Genomic DNA, 23,017 nt, shown 5'->3' with positions numbered 1-23,017 from the left:
TCCGCAGCTGCCCAGCGCCGTTGGCGCGGACGGCCGGGATCGATCTCGGATTAGTCCTGCGGCGCGATCAGCCGGTCGTCGCTGGCGTCGCGGACGGTGATCGCCTCCACCGGGCACGAGTCGGCGGCGTCGATGACGACCTCGTCCGGGGCGACGACGTCGGTCAGCGGCGCGGACAGGCCGTCGACCAGGCGGAAGTGCTCGGGCGCGGTGCCGGCGCAGATGCTCGTGCCGATGCAGCGGCGCGGGTCGACCCCGATCCGCCAGGTGGCACTCACCAGGCCACCGGCATGCCGAGCAGGCCCCGCACCAACATGCCCCGCTTCCACTCCAGCTCGGCCTCCGGTACGGCGAGCCGCAAGCCGGGCAGCCGAGTGACGATGGTGGCGACGGCGACCTGCAACTCCATGCGGGCCAGTTGCGCGCCGACGCAGTGGTGTACGCCGTGCCCGAAGCCCAGGTGCGGGTTCTGCTCACGGTCGAAGTTCAACCGGTCCGGGTCGGCGAAGACGGTACCGTCCCGGTTCGCCGACGACAGCGAGCCCAGAACCGGCTCACCGGCCCGGACCAGCACCCCGCCGACCTCGACGTCCTCCTTGGCGTACCGGGCGAAGGAGGATCCGACGCCCAGCGGCACGTACCGCAACAGTTCCTCGACCGCGGCCGGCACGAGCGACGGGTCGGCCCGCAGGCGAGCGAGCTGGTCCGGGTTGTGCAGCAGGACGTAGATGAAGTTGGGGATCTGGGTCACCGTGGTCTCGTGGCCGGCCGCCAGCAGCCCTCCGGCCAGCTCCACCAGCTCGGTCTCGCTGAGCCGATCCTGATTCTCGTCGCGGGCCCGCACCAACGCGCCGAGCAGGTCGTCGATCCCCGGGTCGCGGCGGCGCTCGGCGACCAGACCACCGATGTAGCCCCAGAGATTGTTCAGGTACTCCTGGACCGTTTCCTCTGGCAGGGAGGTGGTCGACACGATCGCCTCGGACCAGGTGTGGAAGCGGTCGCGGTCGGCGTACGGAACCCCGAGCAGCTCGCAGATCACCTGGATCGGCAGCGGCGTGGCGACGTGCTCCACCAGGTCGGCCGGAGGGCCGAGCCGGACCAGGTCGTCGACCAGTGTGTCGGCGATCTCCTGGGTTCGGGGACGCAGCGCCTCCACCCGACGTGCCGTGAACGCCTTCGCCACCAACCGGCGCAGCCGGGTGTGATCGGGCGGGTCCATGGTCAGCATGCCGCTGTACTGCTGGCGCGGGGTGAGCCTGGGCTCGTCGCGCTCGACGGCCGGGGCGCGGCCGAACCGCACGTCGCCGAGGACCAGACGGACGTCCTCGTACCGGGTGGCGAGCCACGCCTCCTCGCCGTAGGGGCACTTCACCCGGGTCATCGGCTCGTTCTCGCGCAGCTCGCCATAGGTAGGATCGACGACGAGGCGGTCGGGCACACTGAACGGGTACGGTCGCGCGGGCGGAACGGTACGGCTCTGGGTCGTCTGCGCGCTCTCCGTCATCCGGATTCCCTTCGTCGAGACGGCGTGATCCTCAGGCCGGCACCACTGTCGAAGCGGCGCCGGGTTGCCAGCGTCCAGGGCTTGCGGACAGCACATATCCACGCTCAGTGATCTCTCGACATCGGATCGTAGCGATAGATGCCGATGATCGCCATGGAGGCAGGCCCGCCACCATCGCGACAGCGTTCCCGTGGCCCGGGAGATAAAGAGCCCGCTACCCTCGGCCGCCGTACACGAAGGGCTGCACAGCCCAGTAGTGAGCGGCGGCAGACGGCACCGAGCCGACGGCAAGAACCCACTCGTCGCCGAGCGTGCCGATGACGAGGTCGCCCTTCTCGAACCGCAACACGACTCCAGCGGAGACCGTGTCGCCGTCGTGGCCGAGGATCACGGCGCCATCGGTGAGCCGGGCGCCGATGAACCCGGACAGCACGTCCGGGTGCCGCGCCGGGCCCACCCTGATCTCGCCGCACTCGTCCATGTCGGTGGATCGGTACGGCTTCTCCTTCGCGAGCAGGAGTTGGTCGCCGCGGCCGTGCAGATTGACCGGCATCCCGCCTTCGAAGAACAGCCAGGCATGCAGCAGGCTTTCGGCGTCCGGTTCACGCCGCCCCTCGGACCAGTACCGTGCCTCGGTCACGGCGTCGAGCCGTCGGCCCACCGAACTCTTCAGCCACGACGCGACCATCTCGGGATCGCTGAAGCCCACGTACGGCACCGGGTGCTCGATACTCAGCGCCTGCCACACGGCGCGGGCGGTGGCCTCGTAAACGTCGCCCAGGCCGGTGTCGACGTCGGTGGTGACAACGCCGGTCACAGTTACCCGTACCTCTGTGGGAGATTTCTGCAGAGCCCACCGGGCGCCCAGCTCGGCCTCCCGCCGGTGTTCGTCGATCGCGGCGGCGGTCACCTCGACCTCGGAACGGTCCGACGCTGCGACCTCGACGGTGACCTCAGCGAATCGCGCGGAACGACTCGTCTGTGCCAGCAGGCGGAAGGTCGTCACGACTCCGATGGTTCCAGGCAGGTTCCGGCGTTGGCGTGCCGGGGCCGGGCAAGCCGACAAGTAGCTCGTCGGTCGATGACTCACATCTTGATTGCCGCTTACCCGCATCGGAGGACGGAGGCCAGCGGGGCCTTACCATGCGAACGTGGCTCACATTGCCCGGTCCCGTAGGCCGTACCCGCTGCTTGTCGCTGCGGTGGTTCTGGTGGCGCTCGGCGCGGCCACGGCCTGGGCTATCGGTGACACGCTGGGGCTGAGCCACTCCCCCGCCGCCGTGCCGCGCGAGGACGCTGTCGCCGCGCCGGCGCGGACGCCCGCCCCGGTCCCGCCGTTGGCGTCCCTCGTCGTACCCGACGAGCCGCGCGTGAGGAAGGCTGCTGGCGCCGTCGCCGACGCGGTGGTCTTCCGCGGCCTGCCCCGGCCGGCGCTCGTCCCGGCCGCGTCGAACCCGGCCAGGTCCGCGCCGGGCACCGGCACGGCGCGTAGCGCGGCCCCGGACCTGTCGGCGGTGACCACGCTGCGGGCCGGCATACAGGCCACCCTCAGCGGTACGCCTGAGTCGTACCGGCTCGACGTGCGCGGCGCCGAGTTGGCCGTCCAGGGCGGCGACGTTGCGGGCGTGGCGGCCGGGATGTACCGGCTGGCCGACCGGATCCGTTCCGGCGCCGAGGTGCTTCCCGCGGCGGACGCGGGTCGGGTGGTCGTCCCCCGGCTCGGCCTGCGGCTGACCGACGCGGGGTCGGTGGGACGCGAGCCCGACCCGGCCGTCTTCGCCGCCGGCGACGACTACGGCCTGAACACCGACGTGGTCGGGTCGGCGGTGCTGCCCGGCGCGCCGTGGGTGGACGCCGGCGCGGTGGCCCGCATCGACGCCCAGTTCCGGCAGTTCGTCGACCACTCGGTGGCGCAGGGATTCAACGGAATCGTCGTGCCCGGCTTCCTGGAGTACGTCACGTTCGCGAAGGTCGGCGACGGGCGCGCGGTCTACCCGCCCGGAGACCCGCACGTCGACCGCGCACGGGCGATGGTAGCGGCGTTCGGCCCCGTCTTCCGGTACGCCGAGGACATGGGCGTGCGGGTCTTCCTGCTGACCGACATGCTCGCGGTGTCGCCCCCGCTGGAGGCGTACCTGACGCGGACCGTCGGCGGCCTCGACACGGCCGACCGCCGGCTGTGGGCGGTCTACCAGGCCGGTCTGGCCGAACTGTTCGAGAGCATGCCGTTCGTCGACGGCCTCATGGTCCGCGTCGGCGAGGGCGGCGAGGTGTACGCCGGCAGCGGCTGGGACTACTCGTCACGGCTCGCGGTCACCACCGAAGCGTCCGTGCGGGCGATGCTGCGGGCGCTGCTGGACACCGCCGGCCCCGCCGGGAAGGACATCATCTTCCGTACGTGGACGGTGGGCGTCGGCGCCGTCGGAGACCTGCACACCAACCCGGAGTCGTACGCGCAGGTCCTCGGCGGGTTCGACGACAGGCATTTGATCGTGTCCACCAAGTACACCCTGGGCGACTTCTACAGCCAACTACCGCTGAACACCACACTGCTGGGCGGCGGGCACCGCCGCATCGTGGAGTTCCAGGCCCGGCGCGAGTTCGAGGCGTTCGGCTCGCTGCCCAACGACCTCGGTCCGCTGCACCGCCAGGCGCTGCGCGCGTTCCTCGCCGCCAACCCGAACGTCGAGGGTGTCTGGAACTGGACCCAGGACGGCGGGCCGCTGCGCGCCGGGCCCATGTCGCTGTACCTGCGTGCCGGGTTCTGGCAGCTCTACGACCTCAACACGTACGCCGTCGGCCGCCTGGCCTGGGACCCGCACGCCGACCCGGCGCAGGTCACGGCGGACTGGGCGTACCGCACGTTCTCCGGTGATCCGGCCACCGTCGCCGCGATCGGGCAGGCCATGGCGCTGTCCCGGCAGGCGGTCACCACAGGCCTCTACATCGGTCCGTACGCCGACCGGTCGGTGCGGGCGCTCGGGTTGGAACCGCCGCCCATGATGTGGATCTTCGAGTGGGACATCCTGACCGGCGACTCCGCGGCGTTGGACAGCATCTACGCGGTGACCGGCGGCCGTGTCGACGAGGCGATCGAGGAGGGCAGGCAGGCCGTCGTGCTGGCCCGGCGCATGCGCGACCTGGTCGCCGCGACCGACCCGGCGACCTGGCGGGACGCCGAACTGCGTGGGCGCTTCACCGCGACTCTCGACTACCAGGTCGACCTGTTCGAGACGCTGAGCGCGTACCGAACCATGGTGCTGCGGCACGCGCAGTGGCTGGACACGGGCGCACCGGCCGCCCGCCACGACTGGCGGCTGGCCGCGGCGGCATACCACGACGCGCGCGACGCGCACCGGCAGCGCTACGGCGCCGACCTGGACCTGCCCGCGTACAACTTCACCGCCGCCGACCTCGGGGCGCAGCGCGCCGACCGTGACCCGACGATGGCCTGGGCGGCCCGGGCGATGCTCGTGTCGATCCTGCTGCTGGTGCTGCTCGGCCTGTACCGGCGCGGATTCGGCGCAGCCGCCGCGCGCGGGTTGCTGCTCGGCGCGCTCCGGCCGTGGCGGGTCGCCGCGCTGCCGACGCCCACGACGCGGGCGGACCGGGTCTTGGTGTGGCTGGTCCCGGCCGTGGTGCTGGTGGCGAGCCGGCTCGTGTTGACCTGGTTCGCCGCGCCGGCGCACCTGCTGGTCACCCTCGGTGGGTGGGCGCTGTTCGCCCTCGTCGTACGCCTCGTCGTCGGCCGGCGGGATCCGTTCCACCTGTGGGCAGTGGTCGGCGGCGTCGCACTGCTGCGCAGCGTACTGCTGCTGGCGGCGCTGGCCGGGCGCGGACCGGGCGGTTACTGGTTTGCCCTCTGGACCGCGCCGGGTCTGCGCGCGGCGTACGTCACCGTCGCGTTCGCGGCGTTCTGCTGGCTGTTCGTGGCCGTCGCCGTGGTGCTGCGCGACCGGTACGGCCTACGCCGCCGAAGCGCCGTCGGGCTGGCCCTCACCGCCGCGGGTGTGCCCCTCGGTGTGCTGTCCGCTGTGGTCTGGGCAGTGGGCCTGGAACGCGCGCTGACGGTGTGGAACGACCAGCTCGCGCTGCTGCCCTGGGGTCTGTCCCGCATCCTCGGCATCACCGTCCACCTCGGCGTCCCCGTTCAACTCCCGGCATACACCGCCGCCGGCGGAGTCGCCCTGGCCGCCACCGGCCTGCTCCTGTCACGGGGCCGGCGGCGGCAATCGGCCTGACCGCCCCACTCGACGGCCCTCCGCTCAGAAGTTGGTCAGATGTCCGGCGAGACCGTGGATCGCCGCGACGTAGCCACCCGGGCCCCGCCGGTGACCACGAGATCGAACTGCTCGGTTACCTCTATTCATGGTCGAGTCCTGTTCAGCCAGTCCGTCAAGAGGGGGACCGTGTCGCTGAGGGTGTCGACACAGTGGTGTGCGGCGGTCAGTTCATGGACAGGGTGTGTGGTGCGGACGGCGATGACCGTCATGCCGGCAGCCCGGGCTGCTTCGATGCCGGCGGGAGCGTCCTCGACCACGAGGCAGTTCGCCGCAGGGGTCTCGAGAAGGTGCGCCGCGCGCAGATAGCCTTCGGGGCCTGGCTTGCCGCGCCGGACCTGGCTGCTGTCCACCAGAACGGGAGGATCCGGCAGCCCGCCCGCGCGCAGCCGCTGCATCACGGTCGGCGTCCGGCCCGACGTGACAACACCCCACAGGTGGCCGTCGAGCAGGCTCAACACGGCGGCGGCGTCGGGGTAGACGGGGAAGGCGTCGCCTTCGGCCGCCATGATTTGTCGGACGAGCCGGTACTCGGTGTCAGCGTCGAGGTGCGGGGCCACCACCGTGATGGTGTCGACGGGCCGGCGGCCGTGGGTATGGGACCAGACGAGGTCGGGGTCGAGGTGGCGCAGCGTCGCCCACCGGCTCCAGATCCGACGGTATGCCGGATAGGAGTCGACGAGCACGCCGTCGACGTCGAACAACACCGCGGACGGAAGGGGCATCACGTTGCCGGGCTCTGCAGCAGGTCGATGGTGGCAGCGGCCTGACCGGCGATGTCGCGGAGCAGGCGGGCAGCGGGCGAGACGTCGTGGACGAGGCTCACGGACTGGCCCGCGTACAGGGCCATGGCGGCCAGGTCACCGGTCATCCCGGGCAGCGGCATCAGGTCCTCGTATCGAGGATGCTCCTGGCCGGACGCGTCAGCGGCGACGACCTCACCCTCGCCGGGCCGCAGTGGGGCCGGCGGCGAGCCGGCCGCCTGCCAACGCCGCACTGTCGTGTTGCGCAGTGCGCGATGCGGGGCGTTCGGCCATCCGCCGTCGAAGCAGAGGGTGTGCACGGTGTCCGCTCCGGTGGCCGCGATCAGGTGCTGCCGGTACACCTCGTGGGTGGCTGCTTCGTCAGCGGCGAGGAAGCGGGTGCCCAGCATGGCGGCCTGGGCGCCCAGCGCGAGGGCGGCAGCGACACCACGCCCGTCCGCGATTCCTCCCGCAGCCACCACCGGTACGGGCCCGACCGCGTCGACGACGGCCGGCACCAGGGACATGGTGGTCGTGCCGCCACGGACGTGACCGCCTGCCTCCCACCCTTGAGCCACCACGACGTCCACGCCGGTCGTAACGGCGTGCACGGCCTCGGCGAGGTCACCGATCGTGTGCAGGTGCAGCGCGCCGGCCTGCTGGATTCGGCCGTGCACCGGCGACGGGTCGCCCCAGAAGGTGGAGATGATCGGCAGTCTCTCCTCCAGGCACACGGTGAGCAGGTCGTCCACCGGAAAGTCGAGAACCAGGTTCGCGCCGAACGGTCGGGTGGTGAGCTCCCGCGTACGCCGGATGCTCTGCCGTGCCTGATCGGGGCTCTGCCACGTCAACGCCAGCATGCCGAGACCGCCGGCCTCGGACACCGCCGCCACCAGTTCCGGTACGGCGGCAGAACCCACCGGGGCCTGAATGATCGGCAGATCGATGCCCAACCTGTCACACAGCGCGGTGCGTAATCGCCTCACGAAGCCACCCCGATCGCTTCGGAAATCGAATCATCGTTCCGGACGGTACGGTATCGGATATCGAAGCATCAAGAGGGGCGGCACAGGCGATGACGGCACCCCGGCCGGGCCAGCCGGCACGCGGATCGAGTACCGGACGACCTCTCATGGCCGCCCTCGACCTGTTCGGGCGTCGCTGGAACCTGCGCATCGTCTGGGAGTTGCACCACGGGCCGGTCGGCTTCCGCGCGCTACAGCAACGCTGCGACAACATGTCATCCAGCGTCCTACGGCAACGGCTGACCGAACTGGTCGACGCCCACCTCGTCGCCCAGCAGCCGGACGCGGCGTACGCGCTCACCGACCTCGGCCGCGGCGCCTACCAGGCTCTGCGCCCGCTCGTCCGCTGGTCCGACACCTGGGCCTCAGTCCTGAGCGCGGACGACAGGGCCTGAATCGCGCCAGGCCGACCCTGGCGCTTCGCGAACAGAGTCGCTACCGTGCTTCTGAATCCGAAGCTTTCGGAGGTTGGTCATGGCGCGCACCCGAACGCCCGGCGCTTCCCGCTTCGCCGACGTCACGGCCACCTGATGGCCGGCCCACCGGTGGCCGTGGTGAACGCCTGCACCCGCCACGGAGGAGGCGGCAGCCCCACCACAGTCGTGATCGACGATGCCGTGCTCACCGACGACGAACGGCACGCGATCGCCCGGAGGGCCGGCACCTCCCACACCGTGTTCGTCGACACCAGCACAGCGGACGTTCCCAGGGTGCGGTTCTTCACCAGCGCCGGGGAACTCACCAACTGCGGGCACGGGATCATCGCGGCGCAGGCCGTCCTGCTGCAGCGCAGCGGCGTCACCGAGCACCGCGGCCGGCAGTTCACCGCAGGCCGCACCTTCGCCACAACCGCCATCCGGCGCCACGACGGCATCGAGGTCTGGTTCGACCAAGGCGTCATCGCCCTGGCGGACGGCGCTGACGCGACCGGCGGTGGCATCATCGCCGCCCTCGGCCTGGGACGAACGGACATCGCCGCCGACGTACGGGTCGCCTCACCCGGCACACCACGACTCCTCGTCCCCGTACGGGATCGCCGGACGCTGCTGTCCATACAGCCCGACCACGATCGGCTGGCAACCGAGTGTCGGCGCCTCGGTTATCTCGGCTGCTTCGCCTACGCGCTGTCGCCGACCGCGAGAACGGGCACCGCCCGGATGTTCGCCCCGGCGATCGGCGTCGACGAGGACATCGCGAACGCCAACAGTGTCGGCTGTCTGGCCGCACACCTGCTCGACACGACCGGCAACGGCACTATCGAAATCCACCAGGGCGACGGGCTCCAGAGCCCGTCATCGGTGTCCGCCAGCGCGACAAACACCGCAGACGGCATCGTCGCCAGAATCGGCGGAGTGGTCGGTCTCAGCGCACCGCATGCTCCTTAACAGCACCGCCGCCAGCGCTTCTATCCAGGACTGGCACCCCGAAGGCGTTCCTCATCGCGACCTTCGACCAGCGCGAAGCCACGGGCCAGACAGTTTGCCGACTAGAGAGCACTACTGACGACCGACACGCCAACAGTTGTCAGCCCTCGCGTCTTCCTCCACTGGCGTGACAGTTCCACCGTCGGTCCACTCCGCGAAGCGGCCCCGAGCCACCGGTGATCAGCGACATGTACCTGCCGATTCCGTCCGTGGTGCACCCCGAGCAGGTCCGGGAGTACCAGTACGCCGACCTGCTCCCCGACGACCTACGCGAGCGAATCAACGCCTGGGATGACGACGATGACGAGAGCCGTCCCCACTATCAGAGCGACCTGTCGCTGGCACCGGGATGGAAGGTCGGCGGATACGCGAACTGGTCGCTGACCGATCCGTACCCGATGGACTGTGCGGTCTGCGGCACCACGATGACGTTGATTTTCACGGCGGGCTCAAGCGACTGGGACGGTATGGACTGCAGCTGGCGCCCTTCCGAGGAAGATCCGGCCGCCTCGCCGGACGTCGTCGATGTGCAGATTGGGCGCGGCTATTCCCTGTACACCTTCCGCTGCCCCGAATCATTCGACCATCCCCCGGCCACCGCTGTGCAGTGAAGCGGCTCGCCTCATGGCATTCCGGTCTCCGAAGCGGTACGGTCCCGAATTCGGAGCGGAAGCAGTCGCCACCGCGATCGGGCTAGATGGGCTCTCCGGCCACGCCGCTGAATCCGACGAGACCGTTGTCCTCCGCCATGGACAGAATCGCTGGCAGATAGTCGAGCTGGCGGACCGACAGCGTCAGAAGCACGTACTTCAGTGCGTCGTCCGGACTGTCCTCCAGGTCGAACGTCGAGGGCTCCAGTACGTCCTCGATGTCTGCCCAGCGAGCAAGCAGCGCGTCGCGGAACCGCTGCACACCGGGGTCTGGCGCCAGGTCGCTGGTGTCACCCTCGGCGAGCCTGTCGAAGATGTCGGCAGGATCACCCGCGCCGCGCTTCCAGAAGCCAAAGTCGCTACTCACAGGGGCATCCTAGGAGTGGTCGTCGTGTCTGCCCAGGCGAGCGCACGGCGGCAGACGCGAACAGCTGCGGCAGGTCGACCGGCTTCAGATGACCGCCGCGAGTCCGGCACGCCCGTCTACGCGCTCTTGTCCCGGGTACGGTGGGCCGGTGGAACCCTTGTGGCGACGCCGTGCTCCGGGGCCCACGCTCGAGTGGTTGCTCTGCCACCCCAGGCTGCCGATGATCGCCAGTTGGGTCATTGCACGGCCAGCGGCGTCGATGCCGCTCCCGCCGACCGGCCATGTGACGCTCAAGTTCCGCGACGAACGGGCCACGCCTCGTGAACCCCGGACACTACCGCCATAGCCGCACAATTCCTGGCATGACAGCACAGCACCCCCAACCCCAGACCCCTTGTGCCCGGAGGAACGAAGACCATGGACAACGCATCCCAGCTCATTCAGGAGCGCAGTGCCCCGCCAGCCACGCTGGTGATCTTCGGCGCCTCCGGTGACCTGACCCGGCGCAAGCTGCTGCCCGCAGTCGAGAGCCTGGCGCGACACGAGCGGCTTCCGGACCAGTTCGCGCTGGTCGGCGTCGCGCGCACGCCGATGACCAACGAGCAGTTCGCCGACAGCGCCCTCGGCGAACGCACCCTCGCCAGCAAACGCCAACTCCAGGGCAGCGTGCGGTACGTGGCCGGCGGCTACGACGACCCGGAGACCTACAAGCGGCTCGTGGAGACCCTCGACGAGCTGGACGCACAGCGGGGCACGTCCGGCAACCGGCTCTTCTACCTGTCCACGCCCGCCGGGGCCTTCGAGCCGGTGATCAACGGACTGGCCGGTGTCGGGCTCAACCAACCCCGCGAAGGCTCCTTCTCCCGCCTGGTCATCGAGAAGCCATACGGGCGCGACCTCGTGACGGCCCGCGAGCTCGACGGCGTCGTGCACAGCGCGTTCGACGAGAACCAGGTCTTCCGCATCGATCACTATCTGGGCAAGGACACCGTCCAGAACGTGCTGGCGCTGCGCTTCGCGAACTCGATCTTCCAGCCCATCTGGGATCGCTCCTGGGTCGACCACGTACAGATCACCGTCGCCGAGACCCTTGGCGTCGGCAGCCGCGGCGGCTTCTACGAGGACGCGGGCGCGATGCGGGACATCGTGCAGAACCACGTGCTCCAGGTGCTCGCGCTGGCACTGATGGAGCCACCGGCCTCCTTCGAGGCCGAGGGCCTGCGCAACGAGAAGGTGAAGCTGTTGCAGGCGATCCGGCTCCCCACCGACCGGGACATCGCCGAGGCCGCGGTCCGGGGACAGTACACCCGGGGCGGTACCCGCGAAGACCTGATGGCCGGCTACCGCGAGGAGCCCGGCGTCGATCCCCTGTCGCGGACCGAGACCTACGCGGCCATGCGGCTCAACGTGGACAACTGGCGCTGGGCCGGGGTGCCGTTCTACGTCCGCACCGGAAAGCGCCTGCCGGCCCGGCTCACCGAGGTGGCCCTTCAGTTCCAGCGCCCGCCGCACCTGCCGATCCCGACCGACCAGCTCACCGGCCTCGATGCTGACGCACTGATCCTGCGGATCCAGCCGAACGAGGGCATCTCGCTGCGCTTCGGTGCCAAGGTGCCGGGTCACTCCTTCCGGGTCCGCACCGCCACGATGGAGTTCTCCTACGACCAGACGTTCGTCGAGGAGTCCCCGGAGGCGTACGAGCGTCTGCTCCTGGACGCGCTGATCGGTGACGCGTCGCTGTTCATCCGCAGCGACGAGGTGCAGCAGTGCTGGCGGATCGTCGACCCGATCATCGACAACTGGGAGAAGGACCACTCGCCGATCCCCACCTACGAGGCCGCCTCCTGGGGCCCGACCGACGCCGACCGGCTCATCGGCCGCAACGGCCGCAAGTGGCGCAACTCCGCGTGACCCTGCCATCCCCGGGCTGACCGCATTGCTGAGGCTTGGTTGCCAGTGGAAACGCGGTCAACCGAAGCCCGCGATCGACGGCATCGTCCCGTGACGCCGTGGCCGAGATTGAGGTCGCCGATGGGCCGCCGAAGCGCAGTGCGCATCGGCGGCCCACCGTCTCAGCCGTTGTCGATCAGGCTGGCGATCTCGTTGTAGATGAGGTGCGCCTTCGCGCCCTGGTTCGACGGACAACCGCCGAGGTGGTGCAGGGCGATCACCCGGTGGCTGGCGTTCAGCACGGGTGACCCCGAGTTGCCGCCGGAGGTGTCACAGCTGTAACTGATGTTGTAGGTGTTGTAGTTCGCGTTGCGGACGGCGCAGGTCGCGCCGTTCTGGGTGTCCTCGAAGATCGAGAGCCGCTTCGCGCTGCCGTCGCCGTGCCCGGGGATGTAGATCCGGGTGCCGTTGCTGGTGGCGGCAGTCGCCAGGTACAGCGTGCCGAATCCCTGGATGGCGGCGAAGTTGTTCACCGAGAACAGGGCGTAGTCCAACTGGCTGGAGCCGCCGCTGCTCACCCTGTAGAGGGTGGCACCGCTGACCTTGGTGCCGGCACCGGGATTCGCGCCGCCGCACGTGGCGCACTGGTAGTTGAACTGCATCTCGCTGCCGCTCACGGCGGACTGCGTCTCGAAACAGTGCTTGTTCGTCAGCATCCGGTTGGTGTTGCCGACCCGCCAGGTGGTGCACATTCCACCGCCGCTGATCAGCAACCGCGCTACCGCTCTGCCGCGGGCGTACTCGGTGGGGTGGCTGTTCTGATAGCAGACCACGTCCCGGCGGGCGTCGGTGCTGCACACGGACTGGGTCGAGAAGTTGCGCGCGGCGATCTCCACTCGGTCGTATCCGCGCCAGAACCGGTCGATGGTGGCGGCGCTGCCACGTGCGGCGCGGCTGCTGTGCAGTGTCACCACGGCGGTGTCGCCCTCCACCGACATCGCCCAGAAACCCGGCTGCCCGTCGGTGGTGTAGTCCGAACCGGTCGCCCGGTTCAGGTGGCGGTCGTACCGGTAGCTCTCCTTGCCGTCGCGGCTCGACACGGTGACGTAGTCGCCGTCAGCCAAACGCAGTGAGCTGAAGTGAACCTTGACGTAGGTGGCGCCCGGGTGCTGGATGATCTGCGTCCCGCCGTCGGGGGCGTAGGACAGGGAGCTGTCGACGGTACGGAGTTCACCGACCGTGGTCACACCCTCTGCCGAGAACTGGTTCGCTTCCGGTGCCCGCTGCGATTGTGGCGCGACAGGGGCGACCGAGTACGCCTCGGCTGCGGGTACCGACAGGAGGCTCAGCCCGAGTGTGCAGGCAGCGAGCGCGACTGCGCCCGTTCGTAGGCGGCGCGGGGCAGGTTTCATCTGTCGCTCCCTCTCAGGAATCAGCACCGAGACGTGCCTTCGGCCTTCATACCTGAGATCACGCAAGACATGTAATCTCATCTATGTCATAGCGGTAGGTCGCGCAGCCGGCTCTGCCTACCGGACGGCGCGCAGCTCGTCGAGGACCTGTAGGGCCTCGGCGCGGACCTGCGCCGGGCAGCCCCAGTAGTCGTAGATGCCACCGCGGTCGCTGTTCTGACCACAGATGACGAACACGCCGGTGCCCAGCCGGCGTTTGAACTCGGTGGCCAGCCATCCGACGAACCCGCTGTTGTCCACGTCGGGCGGGAAGTGGAACGAGAACACCGCGAAGCGCTCACCGTCGGTCGCGCCGCCCGGCGCCAGCCAGGACCACCGGTCCTCGTCGCGCACGACGGCCAGCAGGTCGGCCGTCAAGGTCGGTGGCTGACTCAGTGGCGCCTCGAAGAACGACCACTCACCATCGAACATGACCAGTTCCGCAGCCACGATGACCCGCCGAAGCCGCTGCTCGGTCTCGTCATGGGACTCCTGGCTGATGCTCACCATGCGACGATCCTGCCCGATGACGGCCACCGCAGTCGCCCTCGACACACCGCTGGGAGCTGGATCGCCGCTGGTGACGACCTACGGGCTGGGTTGTCCGAGCATGGCCTCGCCCCGCTCAACAATTAAGACCGGCCGGCCCGGCGTGCTGCGGCACCGCCGTCCGCGCGGGCGAGCGGCGGGCCAGGAGGTACCCGGTCACCGCGGCGATGAAGCCAGCGAGCCCGGCCGCCGCGAAACCGCCCGCCGGCGCGGAGAGGTCAATCGCCACGCCGACGAGCGGGGACCCGAGCGCGAAGCCAGCGCTCTGCGCCGACGACTGCAGACCGATGACCTCACCCCGCACAGCAGGTGGCGCCAGCCGGCTCACCGCGTCGGCCACCCTGGCAAGGGTCGGCGCGGTGAGTAGCCCGCTACCGACGACGGCCACACACAGCCAGGGCCAGTCGTGGGCCAGCCCGGCCGGAATCGTCACGAGCCCGAGCAGGCCGAGCAGGAACCAGACGGGCAGTGGTCGGGTCAGCGCGCCGTAGATCAGGCCGCCGATGACGGATGACACGCCGAAAACCACGACGACAACGGCGGCCCAGGACACCTGACCTGCCTCCCGCAGTGTGGCGACGATGGCGACGTCGACGCCACTGAGCAGTGTCGTCGTCCCGAATGCCATGATCAACGCGGCGATCATGGTGCCGCTCAGCCACTGCCTCCGTGGGGGGCGTTCCGCCGCGGCGGCGTCCGCCTCGTCCTCGGCGTGCAGGGGCGGGTTGAGCACGGCGATGCCGACGCCGCCGACCAGGATGGCGGCGCCGACCCCCCACGCCACCACCTCGGGAGACACCGTGGCCGCGCCGAGAATCACCACCGCAGGACCCACGATGTACGACAGCTCGCCCTGCACCGATTCCAGCGCGAACACGGCCCGACGCTGCTGCGGCGTCGTCATCGCGGCAATCGCCTGCCTGGTCAGCGCCTGGGCCGGCACCATCAGCAGGCCCGCCACGAAACTGGCGACCAGCAGGAGCCCGTACGGCAGGACCGGCACGCTCAGCCAGAACACGACCTGCACGGTGACGGTCACCAGCAGGACGAGGCGCGGGCCCCGCGAGTCGATCATGCGACCGAGCAGCGGCCCGCCCAGCGCCACGCCGGCGGTCAGGGCCGCCGCCACACCACCCGCCGCCGCGTAGTTCAACTTCAGGCCGAGGACGACGAAGAGGGTCAGCGCCATCACGTCGGCGGTTATCGCGGTCCGGGCGATCAGCGAGACGCCCAGCAGCGGCGCCATGCCTGGCACCGCGAGCACCTGCCGGTATCCGGTCACCCAGATGACGCTAATTCCTTTGGCGCCCCATAAGAAGACGCCATCTTGTTCAGGGCGGCATAATGAATGCTTATGGCAAGGGACCTGGAGACCGCCCTGCTACGGTCGTTCGTCGCCGCCGTGCGGGAGGGCAGCATCAGCCGCGCCGCGACCGCCCTCGGGCACAGCCAACCCGGTCTCAGCCAGCAGTTACGCAAGCTCGAGAGCACCGTCGGCCGTCCGCTGCTGCACCGGTCGTCGTCCGGTGTCTCGCCGACCCGGGCGGGTGAAGAACTCCTGCCGTACGCCGAACGCATCCTCTCGCTCGCCGCCCAGGCCCTCGCCGAAACCGGCGGCACTCTCACCGGCCACTGCGGCGTCGGGTTGCTCGAAGACCTCGCCGCGTCCCAACTCCCGCAGGCCCTCGCCGACCTTGCCCGGCTACACCCCGGCGCGACGCTGGAGGTGCTCAGCTGTTCCAACGCCGCCATGCGGGAGGCCTACGACGCGGGCCGCGTGCACATCGTGCTCGACGCGGTTCCGGACATTCCCGGGCCGCCACGCTGGACGGTGCGCGCCCCGCTGGTCTGGGCGACCGGTCCGGGTGTGGACGTGGCCGCCGATCCACTGCCGGTGGTGCTGTTCTCCAACCCGTGCTCCTGGCGTACGTCCGTGCTGGACACACTGGAACGCGCCGACCGGCGTTGGCGGGTGGCCTTCGAGAGCAACAGCCTGGTCGGGGTGCTGGCCGCGGTACGAGCCGGACTCGGCGTCGCGGCGCTCATGCCCGCGAACCTCGAACCGGGGATGATCTGCCGCGATGCGAGTGCCCTGCCCATCCTGCCGGATGTCGAGTTCGGTCTCGCCCGGCACCCCCGGACCGAGGGTGATCCGCTCGTCGACGCGGTGGAGACGGCGCTACGTCGCATCGTCTGAGCACGCGGCGACGGTGCCGTCAGCGGCCGAAGGGTCGTAGGGTCGTAGGGTTCCGGTATGGCACAACGACTCGTCAGCGTGTGGCAACCGTTCTTTCTGACCAGCGAGAGTCGCGGCGCTGCCGTCGATGCCGCGACCGAGTTGGAGGAACTCGGCTATTCACGGATCTGGTTCTCCGGCGGCTTCGGCGAGAACGTCGCCCCGCGCTTCCGGGAGATCCTGGACGGCACGACGACCATCGGGGTCGCGTCCGGCATCGTGAGCATCTGGCACTCGTCGCCTCCCGAGGTGGCAGCGTTCGTCCAGGACGCGCAGCTGGCGCACCCCGGCCGATTCCTGCTCGGTCTCGGCGCCAGCCACGCGGTGCTGGTGGAGGGCAGCGGCACCGACTATCGCAAGCCGTACTCAAGAATGGTGAACTACCTGGACGGCCTCGACGCGGCCGGAGTTCCGCCCGAGCGGCGCATCCTGGCCGCACTGGGCCCGCGGATGCTCGACCTCGCCCGCGACCGTTCCGCCGGGGCACACCCGTACTTCGTCCCGGCCGAGCACACCGTCGAGGCCCGGGCGGCAATCGGCCCCGACCGGCTGCTCGCCCCCGAGGTCGCGGTGGTCCTGGACGCAGACGCCACGACCGCGCGCGCCACCGCCCGGCAGTACACGAGCCTCTACCTCGCGCTGCCGAACTACACCAACAACCTGCGGCGATTCGGCTGGACCGACGAGGACTTCGCCGGCGGCGGCAGCGACCGCCTCATCGACGCCCTGATCCCCTGGGGCACCGTCGAGAAGGTGGCTGCTGGGCTGGAGAAGCACTACCAGGCCGGCGCGGACGAGGTGGCGATCCAGGTGCTCAACGGAGGCGACGCCACGACGTTCCCCGCCGACGCGTTCCGCGCTCTCGCAGCGGCCCTGATCTGACCCTCGAACAACCCACGTCCGAACGGCGCCTTCAATCCTGCCAGCGGTAGAGGTCGCGCAGCAGGGAAATCTCGGCACCGTGGTGGATCAGCTCCCTGTTGACGTGCAGGACGATGCCCTCCAGGGGAAACCGCTCGGGACCGTTCCTGGGCGGGTTCTCCACGTCACGGTCCGAGAGTTGGCGGACCCCCGCGTTCCATCTGCCGTACATCTCGTCGAGCTGTTTCAGCGCCTCCGCAGCGGTCCCCGCATAGGGAAACGTCTGCGAGTCGACGTCCTGGCCGCCGAAGTGCCACCCGACCCGATAGCCCAGGCAGGAGACGATGATGTGCCCCAGCCGCCAGGCAATCGTGGTCACCGGTGCCGGCACCGGAGCAGGGGACGCGACGTCCATCGTCCAGTCCCCCGAACCTACCGACATCGATGCTGACGACGTGCCACGTGGGCGGATGCTCCAGCAGCCGCGCACCGGCTCCCAGAAGTACTCCTCATCCGTAAGGCCCTGCAACCGCGGCCGCAGATTCTTGTGCCAGTGCCGGTCCAGCTGGTCCGCGAGTCGTTCGCTTCGTGTCACTGCCGCACGGTACACACCAACCAGGTCCGGCTGCCGACCCTCGTGGACGCCGCCGCCGGGATGGCCGGGATGACAACCTCGAAAGACGACATGACGGCTCAATGATTGCCATCCGCAACACCTGTCCGAGAGTGAATCGGCGACGAGTCAGGGGCGCACCCCGCTGAGGCCAACGCCCGTACAGCTCATTGCGGGCCCAGCACCCTCGATGTCCTGGCCGAGCCTGTTGAACCGGCACCTCCCCGGGTCGGCCGATCCGACATGCCAGATCTGTTTGATGCCTTCGAGGAGTGGCAGCGCCTGCTTGCGACAGGTGGAGCCGCGATTGTCGTGGGTTTGGCCACGAAACTGTCCAGCAACGTTTCGCCCGCGCTTCGTAATGGTTGTTCGTGGCGTCGCGAGCCGCCCTGGCTTCTTTGCCTTTCCGCCCCTTTCTCGACGACGCGGATGCGGTTGGCAGCATTGAGCTGATCAGAAACAGCGAGTGCGCTGGCGGCAGCGGAATGGCACTTCACCCACGCTCCGACGCCGTCGACGTCTGGATGGACCACGAGGGGCCGATCTCCCAGACACACACCCCTGCACGACCCCCACGTTGTCGGCATGGACGAAGGGTGGTGGGGTCCCTCGTCTGGAATAGGCCCGTTCGGGTATGCGCGGCTGGCCAGCGCTTCGCTCCGAGGCCTGTCCCAGCCTGCGAGGTAGGAATGCCGGAATCATCGCCGCGCCGTGCACAGGCTGAGTGCCACCCGCCCGGTGACGTCGTTGAGTTGCGAGTGCACGGCGTGATGGGTGCCGACGCGGATGACATCCTGGACCGGCCGCATGTGCAGCGGGTCGCCGGCGACAGCAAGGGCGGCTTCTACCGGCCCCGCAGAGGCTACGGTGACTCCCGAGGCGCCTGCGGCGTGGTCTTGGAGACGTACCGGTGGAGCGATCTCCGCAGCGGGGCCGCCGCGAGGACGCTGTCGCTGGTGTTGCTGTTGCCGTTCATGGCCTGCAACGTGGCGGCATGGATGCGGCCGAGGGCGAAGGTCAGCGGCAGTGTGGTCTGGGTGGGCTGCAGGCTGGTCGGCCTGAGCCTCACGGCCCTGTACGTCCTGTCCTTCGTCGGCGTGGCGTTGGACCTGCTCGCCTGCAAGTGCATGTCCCTGGGTAGTTGCCTCGGCGGCCGGACCTGGCTGTCCTGGCTCGGTGGTCAACCGGTCGGATTGCGCATCGCACTGTTGTCGCTGGTGCCCGTCGCCGCGATCTGGGCGTTGTGGCTGGTGGGCTCCCGGTGCCCAAGCTGGTACGACAACTTCATCCCGCCGACGGCTGAGCCGACCGACACGGCACTGGGGGCGATCGGGACACGCCACGCCACGCCGGGAGTGGTGCGACTTCGCTCCATCCATGTGGCGACCGGTCTCGCCGTGCTCGACCTCAGCTTGATTGCGACGTTGTGGGCCGCGCGGGGACCGAGTCACCTCGACGTTCTGCTCACCGTTGGCGCCGCGCTCACCCTCGTCGTCACTGTCGTACTGGTGTGCGTACCTTCGGTCATCGACGCCGCAGCCGGCACCTCCGTGGTCGATGGGATGGTCCATGCGCTGCGGTCGACCGCCGTGGTGGTGACGATCGCCGTCATCGGGCGGGTCGCGTTCGACAGCGGCGGGTGGCCCGCCGAAAACGGACTGCCCGGCCACGACGTCGCGGTCGTCCTGCTGTTCGGGACGCAGGGCGTCCTGCTCGTGCTGCTCGGGATCGCCGCCCTGGTGGGCCGGGACGGCAGCCTCAGGAGGCTGCGATGGTCGGGTGCGCCGCTGTTCGCGTGTCTGGCGGTGGGACTGGCGATCAGTTTCGCCACCGAATTCAATTACCGCGTATCGGACTACCTCGACCGCGACCTGCCCACCCCCGACGTGCTGCCCACCAGCCCTGTTCTGCCGTACAAATGGACGATGTTCGGTTTCTTCGTGTCGGTCATCGGCGCAGCGGTCGCGGGTGCGGTGATGGTGCTGTTCACGCGGAGGAACCGACGGCGGACAGCGGACGACATCGTCGCGTACGACTTTCCTGACGCAGATGCGGAGACGGCCCGACGGCGGGCACAAGTGCGCGACGCCATCGCCCGGGCGCAATTCACGGAACGACTGTGCCCGCTCGGACTGGTCTACTGCTGCCTCGTCGCGCTGAGCCTGGGTTTCACCGCTCTAGCCCTGGACGAGTTGCAACCCAGTGTCGCCGTGGAGGGCCTGGTCAGCCTGCCGTCCGATTTCGTCAGCGCGGGCACCCAATTGGGGAGCTACCTGATGGCGGTGCTTTTTCTCGGCCTGTTCTTCGGAGGGCTGTTCGCCTACCGTACGACAACTTTCCGTCGCTATATCGGTACGCTCTGGGACCTCGGGATGTTCTGGCCGCGTGCCGCTCACCCCTTCGCCCCACCGTGTTACGCCGAGCGCGCCGTGCCCGAACTCGCGTCCCGTATCAGCATGCTGGTTCGGGAAGGAAGGTACGTGTTGATAGCGGCGCACAGCCACGGGTCGGTACTCGCTCTGGCGAGCGTCCTGCAACTGGAACAGTCCGACCTCTCCAAGGTTGCCCTGCTGACGCACGGTTCACCGCTGAGACGCCTCTACAGCACGCTGTTCCCGGCGTACGTGGGCAGGGATGTGCTGAGCGAGGCCGGCCGCCGGCTGGGCTGGCGCTGGGTGAACCTGTGGCGTGACACCGATCCCATCGGCGGTTGGATCTTCACGTCCGCGCGCGGACGTGATGACGCGCTGCGGCGACAGTCCGAGGTGGACCGCCGGCTTCGGGATCCGCAGGATCTCGATGCCCGAGGCCGTGACACGGTGTGGCCCCCGATGTGCGGTCATCAGCCGTGCACGACGGACGGGCGATACGAGGCGGCGGTCTGCGAGCTGTCCGAGCGGCTCCGGAAATCTCGCCCTGTCTCGACCACCGCCACGCCGTGATCTGACCCGACCCGAACCACTGTTCTCATCGCATGTCGTCACACCCGCCGGAGAGCAACTGGACAGCGCGGAGCACCACACCGCCCTGTGGTGTCCGCACTAGGCTTCCGCCTGGTCGAACACGCGAACGACACGCGCGCTGATCCTGCCGAGGGCGGCGGCATCAGCTGTGCCCAGACTGTCGAAGAGAACGTCTCGAATCTCTGCTCGTTGTGCGCGGAGCACGCGCACCACGAGCAGCCGACCTTGCGAGGTCAGAGTTGCTTCGTAGGCACGTCGCCCTGTTGGTACACGACCGCGGGTGACCAGACCCTGGCGTTCCAGGGCGTTCAGCGTATGGCTGACGCGGCTGGGCGAGAAGCGCAGCATGCCGGCGAGCGCTTTCAGGCCCAGCGTCTGATTCTCCGCGGCATTGAGCAGGAGCAGCAACTTGAAGTGCCCGTGCGAGATGTTTCCGTCGCGCTGGGATTGTCGCTCCAGCGCGACCTCGAGGAGGTGGGCCGCCAGCACGAAGTCCTGCCATATCGCGGCCCGGTCGAGGTCGTCGTCACGTCGCATCGTCACGGTGTTCATTTTCGCGTCGACGCACCGGCATGTCGACGTTTCGGGCCTACACCATGGCGTTGCCGTTGGCGGAGGCTTCGGGAGTGACGATGTCCTGAACGACGTCCCAGTGTTCCACGATCCGTCCGTTCTCCAGCCGGAAGATGTCGGCAATGGCGACAGGGTTCGGGGCCCAGCCGTGGACGATGCTGTGGGTGAAGACCAGATCGCCTTGAGCGGCAACCCGCTGCGGTTCCCAGGAGAAGCCCTCCAGCCCGGGGACGACGGTGCGCAGGGTGTCGAGCCCGTTGGGCATCTGTGGGCTGTGCTGGACGTACGGTTCGGCCCAGTATCGATCGATCGCGGTGAGATCCTTCTCCGCGAACAGCTCTCGCATCGCGGTAAGCACGATGTCGGTGTTCCGCTGCGCCTGATCGTCCTGGTTGACGGGGTGCTGGGTCATGTTCAGGCCTCCTTGATCGTTCCGACGAAGTTGTAGAGCTTGCCGTCGACGGTCACGTTGGAATAGACCGTCCCGTTCTCGAAGTCCTCCAGGTGCGTGACGGTGGCCCCGCTCGCCTCGGTCCAGGAGTTCAGATAGACGCCCTCACGGATCTCCTGCAGGTTCAGAGCCACCGTTTCAGCGTGGCCGTCGGGGGCGAGCCCCGCGCCCTGCACCACGATGAAGCTGCCCTGGGTCGGCGAATCGAAGGTGAACCGCACCTTCAGGTCGCCCAGGTCGAAGCGGTAGCTGCGGCCTGTCAACTGGTTGGTCATGCCATGCCCTTCCGTTGCTCGCGGGTACGACTCGTTCTGAGTTGAACCTTCAACTCAGCGGCCCGTTTCGGCAAGGGGTTGGGATGCAGGTCACCCAGGCGCCGCGGACAGCTCGTCCCGAACGTGATGGCCCACCCCGCCCCCGGAGCAGGACCTCCACCCCTTGACGCCCGTATGCGGCCGATCCGGTACTGACGCCATGTCATCACCGCATGTGACGCGGTGTCACTGGTCGCGGCCGCTTGCTGACGCACACTGGGTGGTGGCCGCTGGGAGCGCGCGTTTCACTGAGACGACGCGGAAATGGTTGCGCCTGCACACCGTGGCGACGTCCAGCGGCGCGTTTGCCCACCGCGGCCTGATAACGCATCGGCTCAGGAGGCCGGAACCGCACCACCGTGGCGTGAGATCCACGCACCGACTCATGGAGGACACATGGCAGTGAGAGTGACCGACGCCCCCGAGGCCACGCGATATGAGGCCCGCGTCGACGGAGAGTCCACGATCGCAGGCGTCGCGCAGTACATCCGTACCACCGAACTCGTCGCGTTCGTACACACCGAGGTCTCGCCGGAGTACGAGGGCAGGGGTGTCGGGGCAGCACTGGCCCGTGCCGCCCTCGACGAGGCGCGCGCCGCGCACCTGCTGGTCCTGGCCACCTGCCCATTCATCGCGGGATGGATCGCCAGGCACCCGGAGTATCAGGACCTCGTGTACCAGGCCCACAGCAGGGTCAGTGACTGAACGGCGAGCAGGGCGACGACGGAGGCCGCAATGAGCAGCGCGACCGAAAAGAAGACGTACGCAGGCGAGAAGATCACTGTCACGTTCGAGGCGAGGCGTTGCCTGCACGCCGCCGAGTGCGTCCGCGGCTTGCCGGAGGTCTTCGCCCCGGGCCAGCGCCCGTGGATTCGGCCCGACGGCGCCGAGGCCGAGCGCCTGGCCGAAGTGGTGCGGCGCTGCCCCTCGGGGGCACTGCAGTACGAACTCGTGGACGGCGGGGCCGAGACCCGGACCCCGCGCGGATCAGGCACAACCCCGTAGGGCGGCTGGTCGCCTTCGACGACGCTGTATCCATCAACGGAGCCCGGGAGTCGTCACCCCCGGTCTATCCTCATGCGGGGTCAGGCCAGCGACGGCAGGACAGCTTCCATGTCCCTGA

The 23,017-nt window shown here is 69.1% G+C and carries 23 protein-coding genes; 10 read left to right on the top strand and 13 right to left on the bottom strand.

Translation table 11 applies throughout. The features are described from left to right. Positions 1–50: 50 nt before the first annotated feature. From O3438_RS01570 to O3438_RS01560, 3 genes are all read right to left on the bottom strand, one after another. Positions 51–278 carry a ferredoxin gene (locus O3438_RS01570; RefSeq protein WP_269678191.1) on the bottom strand — a complete coding sequence of 76 codons (228 nt, stop codon included), beginning with the start codon at positions 276–278 and terminating at the stop codon, positions 51–53. Next, positions 275–1,504, bottom strand: a complete 1,230-nt coding sequence (locus O3438_RS01565) for a cytochrome P450 (protein ID WP_269678190.1) — start codon at positions 1,502–1,504, stop codon at positions 275–277. Before O3438_RS01565 ends, O3438_RS01570 begins: the two co-directional genes overlap by 4 nt. Before the next feature lie 214 nt (positions 1,505–1,718). Beyond that, positions 1,719–2,510, bottom strand: a complete 792-nt coding sequence (locus tag O3438_RS01560; protein WP_269678189.1) for a hypothetical protein — start codon at positions 2,508–2,510, stop codon at positions 1,719–1,721. Positions 2,511–2,655: 145 nt separating this feature from the next. On the opposite strand from O3438_RS01560, the gene O3438_RS01555 reads away from it, so the two are divergent. Next, positions 2,656–5,745, top strand: coding sequence for a hypothetical protein (locus O3438_RS01555; RefSeq protein ID WP_269678188.1), 3,090 nt, complete (start codon positions 2,656–2,658; stop codon positions 5,743–5,745). A 125-nt stretch (positions 5,746–5,870) separates the two neighbouring features. On the opposite strand, the gene O3438_RS01550 is transcribed toward O3438_RS01555, so the two are convergent. Together O3438_RS01550 and O3438_RS01545 are read right to left on the bottom strand one after the other, a co-directional pair. Beyond that, positions 5,871–6,491: an HAD-IA family hydrolase gene (locus O3438_RS01550; RefSeq protein WP_269678187.1), complete on the bottom strand. Its 621-nt coding sequence runs from the start codon at positions 6,489–6,491 to the stop codon at positions 5,871–5,873. Positions 6,492–6,508: 17 nt separating this feature from the next. Further along, positions 6,509–7,513: an NAD(P)H-dependent flavin oxidoreductase gene (locus O3438_RS01545; RefSeq protein WP_269678186.1), complete on the bottom strand. Its 1,005-nt coding sequence runs from the start codon at positions 7,511–7,513 to the stop codon at positions 6,509–6,511. Between the two features lie 146 nt (positions 7,514–7,659). Between O3438_RS01545 and O3438_RS01540 the strand changes: the two genes are divergently transcribed. The 3 genes from O3438_RS01540 (at position 7,660) to O3438_RS01530 (ending at position 9,587) form a co-directional block, all read left to right on the top strand. Then, positions 7,660–7,947: a winged helix-turn-helix transcriptional regulator gene (locus O3438_RS01540; RefSeq protein WP_269678185.1), complete on the top strand. Its 288-nt coding sequence runs from the start codon at positions 7,660–7,662 to the stop codon at positions 7,945–7,947. A gap of 135 nt (positions 7,948–8,082) precedes the next feature. Then, positions 8,083–8,937 carry a PhzF family phenazine biosynthesis protein gene (locus O3438_RS01535; RefSeq protein ID WP_269678184.1) on the top strand — a complete coding sequence of 285 codons (855 nt, stop codon included), beginning with the start codon at positions 8,083–8,085 and terminating at the stop codon, positions 8,935–8,937. Positions 8,938–9,152: 215 nt separating this feature from the next. Continuing rightward, positions 9,153–9,587 (top strand): hypothetical protein, encoded by a 435-nt coding sequence (locus O3438_RS01530; RefSeq protein ID WP_269678183.1) that lies wholly within the window; start codon positions 9,153–9,155, stop codon positions 9,585–9,587. A gap of 82 nt (positions 9,588–9,669) precedes the next feature. Here the strand turns inward: O3438_RS01530 and O3438_RS01525 are convergent, their stop codons facing one another. After that, the gene (locus O3438_RS01525) at positions 9,670–9,993 is read right to left on the bottom strand and encodes a hypothetical protein (protein ID WP_269678182.1); all 324 of its coding nucleotides are present in this window, start codon (positions 9,991–9,993) and stop codon (positions 9,670–9,672) included. A 417-nt stretch (positions 9,994–10,410) separates the two neighbouring features. On the opposite strand from O3438_RS01525, the gene zwf reads away from it, so the two are divergent. Further along, positions 10,411–11,904 carry a glucose-6-phosphate dehydrogenase gene (zwf, locus tag O3438_RS01520; protein WP_269678181.1) on the top strand — a complete coding sequence of 498 codons (1,494 nt, stop codon included), beginning with the start codon at positions 10,411–10,413 and terminating at the stop codon, positions 11,902–11,904. A 161-nt stretch (positions 11,905–12,065) separates the two neighbouring features. Here the strand turns inward: zwf and O3438_RS01515 are convergent, their stop codons facing one another. The 3 genes from O3438_RS01515 to O3438_RS01505 all read right to left on the bottom strand — a co-directional run bounded on the left by O3438_RS01515 (position 12,066) and on the right by O3438_RS01505 (position 15,165). Further along, positions 12,066–13,295: a trypsin-like serine peptidase gene (locus O3438_RS01515; RefSeq protein ID WP_269678180.1), complete on the bottom strand. Its 1,230-nt coding sequence runs from the start codon at positions 13,293–13,295 to the stop codon at positions 12,066–12,068. A 117-nt stretch (positions 13,296–13,412) separates the two neighbouring features. Continuing rightward, positions 13,413–13,844, bottom strand: a complete 432-nt coding sequence (locus O3438_RS01510) for a DUF6196 family protein (RefSeq protein WP_269678179.1) — start codon at positions 13,842–13,844, stop codon at positions 13,413–13,415. Between the two features lie 115 nt (positions 13,845–13,959). Continuing rightward, on the bottom strand, positions 13,960–15,165 hold the full coding sequence (locus tag O3438_RS01505; RefSeq protein WP_269678178.1) for an MFS transporter: 1,206 nt from the start codon (positions 15,163–15,165) through the stop codon (positions 13,960–13,962). A gap of 72 nt (positions 15,166–15,237) precedes the next feature. On the opposite strand from O3438_RS01505, the gene O3438_RS01500 reads away from it, so the two are divergent. Both O3438_RS01500 and O3438_RS01495 read left to right on the top strand, forming a co-directional pair. Beyond that, positions 15,238–16,080 (top strand): LysR family transcriptional regulator, encoded by an 843-nt coding sequence (locus O3438_RS01500; RefSeq protein ID WP_269678177.1) that lies wholly within the window; start codon positions 15,238–15,240, stop codon positions 16,078–16,080. Positions 16,081–16,137: 57 nt separating this feature from the next. After that, positions 16,138–17,001: a TIGR03620 family F420-dependent LLM class oxidoreductase gene (locus O3438_RS01495; RefSeq protein WP_269678176.1), complete on the top strand. Its 864-nt coding sequence runs from the start codon at positions 16,138–16,140 to the stop codon at positions 16,999–17,001. Positions 17,002–17,032: 31 nt separating this feature from the next. Here the strand turns inward: O3438_RS01495 and O3438_RS01490 are convergent, their stop codons facing one another. Beyond that, complete coding sequence (locus O3438_RS01490; protein ID WP_269678175.1) at positions 17,033–17,575, bottom strand: DinB family protein; 543 nt, start codon at positions 17,573–17,575, stop codon at positions 17,033–17,035. A gap of 776 nt (positions 17,576–18,351) precedes the next feature. On the opposite strand from O3438_RS01490, the gene O3438_RS01485 reads away from it, so the two are divergent. After that, positions 18,352–20,535: a hypothetical protein gene (locus O3438_RS01485; RefSeq protein ID WP_269678174.1), complete on the top strand. Its 2,184-nt coding sequence runs from the start codon at positions 18,352–18,354 to the stop codon at positions 20,533–20,535. A 99-nt stretch (positions 20,536–20,634) separates the two neighbouring features. On the opposite strand, the gene O3438_RS01480 is transcribed toward O3438_RS01485, so the two are convergent. Genes O3438_RS01480 through O3438_RS01470 form a run of 3 tightly spaced genes read right to left on the bottom strand, consistent with a single transcriptional unit; the run spans position 20,635 to position 21,855 of the window. After that, positions 20,635–21,093, bottom strand: coding sequence for a MarR family winged helix-turn-helix transcriptional regulator (locus O3438_RS01480; protein ID WP_269683542.1), 459 nt, complete (start codon positions 21,091–21,093; stop codon positions 20,635–20,637). A gap of 52 nt (positions 21,094–21,145) precedes the next feature. Next, positions 21,146–21,541, bottom strand: a complete 396-nt coding sequence (locus O3438_RS01475) for a nuclear transport factor 2 family protein (RefSeq protein ID WP_269678173.1) — start codon at positions 21,539–21,541, stop codon at positions 21,146–21,148. A gap of 2 nt (positions 21,542–21,543) precedes the next feature. Next, a complete protein-coding gene (locus O3438_RS01470) occupies positions 21,544–21,855 on the bottom strand; it encodes a MoaF-related domain-containing protein (RefSeq protein ID WP_269678172.1) in 312 nt (103 codons plus the stop codon). 435 nt (positions 21,856–22,290) lie between these two features. On the opposite strand from O3438_RS01470, the gene O3438_RS01465 reads away from it, so the two are divergent. Then, positions 22,291–22,599 carry a GNAT family N-acetyltransferase gene (locus O3438_RS01465; RefSeq protein ID WP_269678171.1) on the top strand — a complete coding sequence of 103 codons (309 nt, stop codon included), beginning with the start codon at positions 22,291–22,293 and terminating at the stop codon, positions 22,597–22,599. Positions 22,600–22,629: 30 nt separating this feature from the next. Continuing rightward, complete coding sequence (locus O3438_RS01460) at positions 22,630–22,899, top strand: (4Fe-4S)-binding protein (RefSeq protein ID WP_269678170.1); 270 nt, start codon at positions 22,630–22,632, stop codon at positions 22,897–22,899. Positions 22,900–23,017 lie beyond the last annotated feature (118 nt).

The sequence above is a fragment of the Micromonospora sp. WMMC250 genome (assembly GCF_027460215.1).
Taxonomy (GTDB): Bacteria; Actinomycetota; Actinomycetes; order Mycobacteriales; family Micromonosporaceae; genus Micromonospora; species Micromonospora taraxaci.
The sequence above is the reverse complement of the archived record's forward strand: the minus strand, read 5'-3'. Positions and strand labels throughout refer to the sequence as shown.